Source organism: Streptomyces sp. NPDC054863, from assembly GCF_053610825.1.
The window spans coordinates 1-6,711 of sequence record NZ_JBSGZD010000379.1 but is presented as its reverse complement, the minus strand read 5'-3'; the positions used below and the strand labels follow the sequence as shown (position 1 = coordinate 6,711).

Annotated in this window: 4 protein-coding genes; 3 read left to right on the top strand and 1 reads right to left on the bottom strand. The window is 72.8% G+C overall.

The window, feature by feature from the left end:
• Window positions 1–341: 341 nt before the first annotated feature.
• Window positions 342–2,099 (bottom strand): glycoside hydrolase family 35 protein, encoded by a 1,758-nt coding sequence (locus ACWGIG_RS35680; RefSeq protein ID WP_453325860.1) that lies wholly within the window; start codon window positions 2,097–2,099, stop codon window positions 342–344.
• Window positions 2,100–2,253: 154 nt separating this feature from the next.
• On the opposite strand from ACWGIG_RS35680, the gene ACWGIG_RS35675 reads away from it, so the two are divergent.
• The 3 genes from ACWGIG_RS35675 (at window position 2,254) to pepN (ending at window position 6,612) form a co-directional block, all read left to right on the top strand.
• Entirely contained in the window at window positions 2,254–3,132 is an 879-nt protein-coding gene (locus tag ACWGIG_RS35675) for a helix-turn-helix domain-containing protein (RefSeq protein WP_453325859.1), read from the top strand.
• A gap of 20 nt (window positions 3,133–3,152) precedes the next feature.
• Window positions 3,153–3,509, top strand: coding sequence for a chorismate mutase (locus ACWGIG_RS35670; RefSeq protein WP_453325858.1), 357 nt, complete (start codon window positions 3,153–3,155; stop codon window positions 3,507–3,509).
• A 400-nt stretch (window positions 3,510–3,909) separates the two neighbouring features.
• Window positions 3,910–6,612: an aminopeptidase N gene (pepN, locus tag ACWGIG_RS35665; protein ID WP_453325857.1), complete on the top strand. Its 2,703-nt coding sequence runs from the start codon at window positions 3,910–3,912 to the stop codon at window positions 6,610–6,612.
• The last annotated feature ends 99 nt before the right edge of the window (window positions 6,613–6,711 follow it).

The window sequence follows — 6,711 nt, the reverse complement described above, 5'->3', positions numbered from 1 at the left end:
GCTTTAGCCTCTCCGGCCGGGTCTGGGGGAGGGGCGGGTGCGCGGGCACCGGCCGGTGGGTCGCCGGCGGTGCTTGCGGCGCCCGCCCCTCCTTTTCGGGGCGGGTGTGCGTCCTGCGGGTGCGTTGTGGCTGGCCGCGCAGTTCCCCGCGCCCCTAAATGCCTGCCGTTTGGTGCCCGGTCGCGGGGCGGGGTGGGTGCGTGGGCGTCGTGCGGGTGCGTCGTGGCTGGTCGCGCAGTTCCCCGCGCCCCTAACTGCCGTTCCCCGAGCCCTCGTGGGCGGCTGACGCCGCCGACCCCACGCGGAGCCGCGCCCCCCGACGGCACGCCCTCGTGGGAGCCCTACCCCACCCGGCCCGTCAAGTCCCCCGCGCTCGCCTCCACCTCAAGCACCCACACCTCGTTGGCGCCCTCCCTGAGCACCGCCCCCGGCACATAGAGCGACCCCTGCGGCCCCGCTTGCGGCCAGTACCGACCAAGGCAGAACCCGTTCACCCACACGAACCCCCTTGTCCACCCCGGGAGTTCGAACCCCGCGTCCCCGACGCCTGAGGCGGGGACGGCGAACTCGCCCACGTACAGCCCGGCCGCACCCCCCACCGCCGCCCGCACCGGCACCTTCCGTACCGCCGCCGCGTCGTCGAACGCCTCCAGGGAGAGACCCCGCGACCGCACCCCGTGCAGGTACTGCCGCTCGTGCAGGACGCCCCCGGTCAGCCCCTTCGACTCCCCGACCCGCGGCCCGTAGTTGACCCGGCCCAGCGACTCCACCCACAGCTCCACCGCCGCCGGCCCCGCCACCGGCTCCGCCAGATACGCGTCCTCGGCCGTCAGCACCCCCGCCCGCTCCCCGTCGACGTACACCACCGCCCGGTCCCGCAGCCCGCGCACACCCAGCGGATACGGCTGCCGCGGCCCCGGCACGTCCACCCGGTAGCGGACCAGGCCACGGCCCACCCCCAGCTCCTCGAACGTCGCCGGAATCCCGCGCTCCGTCTCCTCCCCGCCGAGCGCGTCCACGACCTCGCCCAACGGCGCCCACCCCGTGAAGTCCACCCGCACGGAAGAAGCGAGCAGGGCCACAGGCTCCGGCACCTCCGGCAGCGGCCCCTGTGCGTACTCCTCAAGAACCTCCCGGAACCGCCAGAACTTCTCGGTCGGCCGCCCGAACTCGTCCACCGGAGCGCCGTAGTCGTACGAGGTCACCGTCGGCTGGAGCTCACCGCCGTGCAGCTCACCGGCCCGGTTCGCACCCGCCCAGCCCGCGAAGTTCGTACCCCCGTGCGCCATGTAGAGGTTCACCGACCCCCCGCACTCCAGGATCTCGCGCAGCGCCGCCGCCGCGTCCCCGGCATCCCGCACGACCTTCTCGGCACCCCAGTGGTCGAACCAACCGCACCAGAACTCCATGCACATCAAAGGCCCCGACGGCTGGTGCGCCCGCAGCACGTCGAAGGCCGCCCGCGCACCGGAACCGAAGTTCGCCGTCGCCAGCACCCCCGGAACCGACCCGCCCGTCAGCATGTGGTCCTCGGGCCCGTCCGAAGTGAAGAGCGGAACACTCACACCCACTTCGCGCAGGAAACCCGCCAGACGGCTCAGATAGACCTGGTCGGAGCCGTAACTCCCGTACTCGTTCTCCACCTGCACCATCAGCACGGGACCGCCCCGCGTGATCTGCCGCTGCACCACCTGCGGCAGCAGCCGCCTGAACCACCGCTCCACCTGCCCCAGATACGCACCGTCGCGCGTGCGCACCCGCGTGCCCAGCGGGCCCGTCAGCCAGTGCGGCAGCCCGCCGTTCTCCCACTCTGCGCAGATGTACGGGCCCGGCCGGACGATCGCCCACAGCCCGGCCTCCTGCGCCGCGTCCAGGAACCGGCCCAGCGCCTCCACGTCGTGGAACCGCCCCGGCGCCGGCTCGTGCAGGTTCCACGGGACGTACGTCTCCACGCAGTTGAGGCCCATCGCCCGCAGCATCGACAGCCGGTGCCCCCACTGCTCCTCGTGCACCCGGAAGTAGTGCAGCGCACCGGACAGCAGCCGCACCGGCCGCCCGTCCAGCAGAAAGTCCGTCTCACCCACCGTGAAGTCAGCCACGGCCCCCGCCCGTCCTCGTACGTCAACAGTGCCCCACCCTCCCCCCAGGCGGGCGGGCCGGTCCATGGACAAAGATCAACGGAAGTTGGACGGTTGGGTACGACCGTGCGGGACGAGCCGGCCGACGCCGGACGACGGATGACGAGGGACGCGGATGTACCACACCTGGATGCGCTACTTCACCCCCAGCCCCACCCACCACAAACTGGGCCTGGTCTGCCTCGGAGTCGGCCTCCAGCACGGCACGCTCCCCACCGTCGGCCCCCGCACCCTCGACCACCACGTCGCCATCGTCATCAGCGCGGGCTCCGGCTGGTACCGCGGCGCCGACGGCCGCCGCACCACCGTCACCGCACCCGCCCTCCTCTGGGTCACCCCCGGCATCCCGCACCACTACGGACCCGACCCCGAGACCGGCTGGGACGAGAGCTTCGTCGACTTCACGGGCCCCGCCACCGCCACGTACACCGAACTCGGCTACATAGAGCCCGACCGCCCCGTGGTCCCGCTCGCCGACACCGCGGGCGCCCGCGCCGCGGTCGGCCGCATTGCACGGGCCGCACGCCGCGGCAACCCGCTCCTCGAAGTGGAGACCGGCGCCGCCGTCCACGAACTCCTCGTCGCCCTGCGCCGCGCCCGCGCCGACCTCGGCGCCGACGGCGACCCCGTGCTCCAGGCGCTCGCCCGCGACGCGTTCCAGCCGCTGTCCGTCGCCGAACACGCCTCCCGGCACGGCATGACCCCCGCCGAACTCCGCACCGCCGTACGCCGCGGAGCCGGCTGCAGCCCCAAGGACTACCTCCTGGGCATCCGCCTCGGCCGCGCCAAGGAACTCCTCGCCGCCACCGAACTCCCCGTCGCCGCCGTCGCCCGCAGAGTCGGCTACGACGACCCCGCCTACTTCTCCCGCCTCTTCACCCGACGCGTCGGGACGGCTCCCGTCCGCTTCCGCGAACAACAGGGACGCACCGTTCCCGGTGGCTGGAGCAACCAGATCCCGGATCCCGAACATCCGCCCACGATCGCCACCTGACCGTCGTAAGCTCGATGACCATGACCAGTAGCTTCACGGGCCCCCGCGACCCCGCCGCCCCCACCGCGCCCACCGACGTCGACCCGGCCGTACGCACCGAACTCGGCCGGCTCCGCGACAGCATCGACAACATCGACGCGGCAGTCGTCCACATGCTCGCCGAACGCTTCAAATGCACCATGCAGGTGGGCCACCTCAAGGCCGAACACCAGCTGCCGCCCGCCGACCCGGCCCGCGAATCCCGCCAGATCGAGCGGCTGCGCGGCCTCGCGGAGAGCGCCAAGCTCGATCCGGCCTTCGCCGAGAAGCTGCTGAACTTCATCATCGCGGAGGTCATCCGCCACCACGAGCAGATCGCGGAAGCACCGGAGGAGTGAGCGGGGGGCTCGTGCGGCCGAGGCCCTGACTGCGATCCCTGCCGAGGCTGCGCCGGACCCCTGCCGGGGCTGTGTCCCGGGCCTCTGCCGGGGCTGCGCTCCGGGCCCGCGCCTGGGCTGTGTCCCGGGTCTCTGCCGGGGCTGCGCGCCGGACCGGTGCTGGGGCTGTCCCGGGCCCGCGCCTGGGCTGCGTCCCGGACCTCTGCCGGGGCTGCGCGCCGGACCGGTGCTGGGGTTGTGTCCCGGGCCTCTGCCAGGGCTGTGCTCCGGGCCCGCGCTGGCGCTGTGTCCCGGATCCGCGCCGGGGCTGCGTCCCGGACCTCTGCCCGGGCTGCGCCCACGTGTCCTCGATCGCCGGACGGGCTGAAGCCGCCCCCCACCCATCAGGCAGCATGTCCCCATGTCCGTACTGACGCGCGACGAAGCGCAGACCCGAGCCCGACTCATCGACGTACAGCGGTACACGATCGACCTCGATCTGACCGGCGGAGACGACACCTTCGACTCCCGTACCGTCATCCACTTCACGGCGCACACGGCAGGCGACACCTTCCTTGAGCTCAAGCCCGCCACCCTGCGCTCCGTCACCCTCGACGGGCACCCCCTCGACCCGGCCGCCCTCACCGAGAACCGGCTCCCCCTCACCGGCCTCACCGCCGGCCCCCACGAACTCCACGTCGACGCCGCCATGACCTACTCCCGCACCGGCGAAGGCATGCACCGCTTCACCGACCCCGCCGACGGCGAAACGTACCTCTACACCCAGCTCTTCCTCGACGACGTGCAGCGCGTCTTCGCCGCCTTCGACCAGCCCGACCTCAAGTCCGTCTTCGAGGTCACCGTCACCGCCCCCGAAGGCTGGACCGTCCTCGGCAACAGCATCGCCACCCACCGGGGCGCAGGAAAGTGGACGCTCGCCCCGACCCCCCTCCTCTCCACCTACTTCGTCGCCGTCGCCGCAGGCCCCTGGCACTCCGTACGCACCTCCCACGCAGGCCTGCCCTTCGGTCTGCACTGCCGCCGCTCCCTCGCCCCCCACCTCGACGCCGACGCCGACGAACTCATCGCCGTCACGCGCGCGTGCTTCGACCGCTTCCACGAGAAGTTCGACGAGCCGTACCCCTTCGACTCGTACGACCAGGCCTTCGTCCCGGAGTTCAACGCGGGCGCCATGGAGAACCCCGGCCTCGTCACCTTCCGCGACGAGTACATCTTCCGGTCCGCCGTCACCGACAACGAGCGGCAGTCGCGCGCTCTCACCGTCGCCCACGAGATGGCCCACATGTGGTTCGGCGACCTCGTCACCCTCCAGTGGTGGGACGACATCTGGCTCAACGAGTCCTTCGCCGAGTACATGGCCTACCAGGTCCTCGCCGAAGCGACCGCCTGGACCGACACCTGGACCGACTTCGCCGTCGCCCGCAAGGGCTGGGGCTACGACGCCGACCAGCGCCCCTCCACCCACCCCGTCGCACCGGACCCGGAGGCCGTCCCCGACACGGCGTCCGCGCTCCTCAACTTCGACGGCATCTCCTACGCCAAGGGCGCCTCCGCCCTGCGCCAACTCGTCGCCTGGATGGGCGAGAAGGACTTCCTGGCCGGCATCAACACCCACTTCGCCCGCCACAAGTTCGCCAACGCGACGCTCGCCGACTTCATCGACAACCTCGCCTCGGCCACCGACCGCGACGTCCACGCCTGGGCCGACTCCTGGCTCCGCACGACCGGCGTCGACACCCTCACCCCGGCTCTCGCCGACACGGACGCCGGCTGGACCCTCGACATCACCCACACCGGCACCCGCCCGCACCGCATCACGGTCGGCGCGTACGACCAGGACCTGGTCGACCCCGACGCCCTCGTCCTGCGCGAACGCTTCGAACTGGACGTGACGGCAGGCGATCCGGGCGCGGCGGGAGACGGCCTGGACGCAGCGGCAGGTGATCCGGACGCGGCAACAGGTGGTCGGGACGTGGCGGCAGGCGCCCCGGACGTAGGGGTAGGCGGCCCGGGTGTGGCGGGAGGCACTCCGGACGTAGGGGGAGGCTCCCCGGCCGCCACCCCGGCTGCCACTCCGGCCGCCACCCCGGCTGCCACTCCGGCCGCCGCCCCGGGCAGGCACCCCCGACCCGGCCGCCGCCCCGCGCTCCTCGTCCTCAACGACGGCGACCAGACCTACGCCAAGGTCCGCCTCGACCCCGCCTCCTGGGACACCGCGCTGCGCGCCCTCTCCGGCATCCCCGACCCCCTCACCCGCGCCGTCATCTGGAACGCCGCCCGCGACATGGTCCGCGACGGCCAACTCCCGCCCACCGCCTACCTCGCCGCCACCCGCACCCATCTCCCTTACGAAACCGACCTCGCCGTCGTCCAGGGCGTCCTCGCCTTCGCCGCGGGCCAGATCGCCGACCGCTACCTCACCCCCGCCGAACGCCCCGCCGCCCTCGCCACCCTCACCGACCTCTGCCGCGACCTCATCCGCCGCACCGAGGACGGCAACAACCCCGGCCTGCGCCTCACCGCCGTACGCCACTTCATCGGCGCGGCCACCCAGCCCGACAGCATCCAGGACTGGTACGAATCCGACAGCGTCCCCGGCGGCCCCCTCCTCGACCCGGAACTCCGCTGGAGCATCCTGCACCGCCTCGCCGTACTCGGCGCCACCGACGAAGCCGCCATCGCCGCCGCACTCGACCGCGACCCCAGCGCCACCGGCCAGGAAGGCGCCGCCCGCTGCCGCGCCGCACTCCCCACGGCCGAGGCCAAGGCCGCCGCCTGGGCACAGCTCTTCACCTCCGACAGCCTCTCCAACTACCTGTTCGCCGCCACCGCCCAAGGCTTCTGGCAGCCCGAACAGGCCGGACTGGTCGAGGAGTACGTCGCCACGTACTACCCGGCGGCAGCAGCACTCGCCGACCGCCGCGGCCCGGCCATCGCGGAAGCGGCCGGACGCCACGCCTTCCCCGTACACGCGGTGGACGCGGCCTCGCTGGCCCTGGGCGAGGACCACCTCCGGAACACCGCCCTGACCCCGGCACTGCGCCGCAAGCTCGTCGACCAACTCGACGACCTGCGACGGGCACTGGCGATCCGTACGGTCTGAACCCCGGCACGGTGAACAGCCGTGCGGTCCGAACCCCGGCACGGGAACGGACCGTACGGCCTGAGCCCCGGATCGGCGAGCAGCCGTGCGGTCCGAGCC

Coding starts and splice junctions, on each gene's coding strand:
- ACWGIG_RS35670 (WP_453325858.1), top strand. CDS start 3,153: ATGACCAGTAGCTTCACGGGCCCCCGCGACCCCGCCGCCCCCACCGCG.
- ACWGIG_RS35675 (WP_453325859.1), top strand. CDS start 2,254: ATGTACCACACCTGGATGCGCTACTTCACCCCCAGCCCCACCCACCAC.
- pepN (WP_453325857.1), top strand. CDS start 3,910: ATGTCCGTACTGACGCGCGACGAAGCGCAGACCCGAGCCCGACTCATC.